Source organism: Massilia sp. 01N410 (assembly GCF_056399665.1).
On record NZ_JBFTRV010000049.1, the window covers coordinates 1 to 1064 of the forward strand.

At 66.4% G+C, this 1064-nt stretch carries 1 protein-coding gene and 1 pseudogene; both read left to right on the forward strand.

From position 1 onward, the window contains the following. Positions 1-116: pseudogene (locus AC1DOP_RS27140) on the forward strand (electron transfer flavoprotein subunit beta/FixA family protein); the annotation flags it as partial. 18 nt (positions 117-134) lie between these two features. Beyond that, a partial coding sequence (locus AC1DOP_RS27145; protein ID WP_477254391.1) for an electron transfer flavoprotein subunit alpha/FixB family protein occupies positions 135-1064 on the forward strand: 930 nt, incomplete at its 3' end.

The window sequence follows — 1064 nt, forward strand, 5'->3', positions numbered from 1 at the left end:
CGCCTCGCCTGAAGACCCTGAAAGTGTCGGAGCCGGCCAAGCGCTCGGCCGGCATCACCGTGCCGGACGTGGCGACCCTGGTGTCGAAGCTGCGTACCGAAGCCAAAGTCATCTAAAGAATATAAGGGAACATCATGGTCGCACTCGTTATTGCTGAACACGACAATGCCTCGCTGAAGGCCGTCACCCTGAACACCGTGACCGCCGCTGCCCAGTGCGGCGGCGACGTCCACATCCTGGTCGCCGGCTCCGGCTGCGGCGCCGTCGCGGAAGCCGCCGCGAAGATCGCGGGCGTGTCGAAAGTGCTGGTCGCCGATGCGCCGCATTTCGCCGATGGCCTGGCCGAGAACGTCGCCGAGCAGATCCTCGCCGTTGCTGGCGCCTACTCGCACATCCTGGCCCCGGCCTCGGCCTACGGCAAGAACATCCTGCCGCGCGTGGCCGCCAGGCTGGACGTGGCCCAGATCTCGGAAATCACCAAGGTCGACGCCCCGGATACCTTCGAGCGTCCGATCTACGCCGGTAACGCCATCGCCATCGTGCAGTCCAGCGACAAGGTGAAAGTGATCACCGTGCGCGGCACCGGCTTCGACGCCGCAGCAAGCGAAGGTGGCTCGGCCGCCGTCGAGAACGTGCCGGCGGTTGCCGATTCCGGCAAATCTTCTTTTGTGGGGCGCGAGCTGGCCAAGTCGGACCGTCCGGAACTGACCGGCGCCAAGATCGTCGTCTCGGGCGGCCGCGGCATGGGTTCGGGCGAGAACTTCAAGATCCTGGAACCGCTGGCCGACAAGCTGGGCGCCGCCATGGGCGCATCGCGCGCGGCAGTGGACGCCGGCTACGTGCCGAACGACTGGCAGGTCGGCCAGACCGGCAAGATCGTCGCGCCGCAGCTGTACATCGCGGTCGGCATCTCGGGCGCCATCCAGCACCTGGCCGGCATGAAGGACTCGAAGACCATCGTCGCCATCAACAAGGATCCGGAAGCGCCGATCTTCTCGGTGGCCGATTACGGCATCGTCGGCGACCTGTTCGAGGTCGTGCCGGCGCTGGTCAAGGAACTGGGC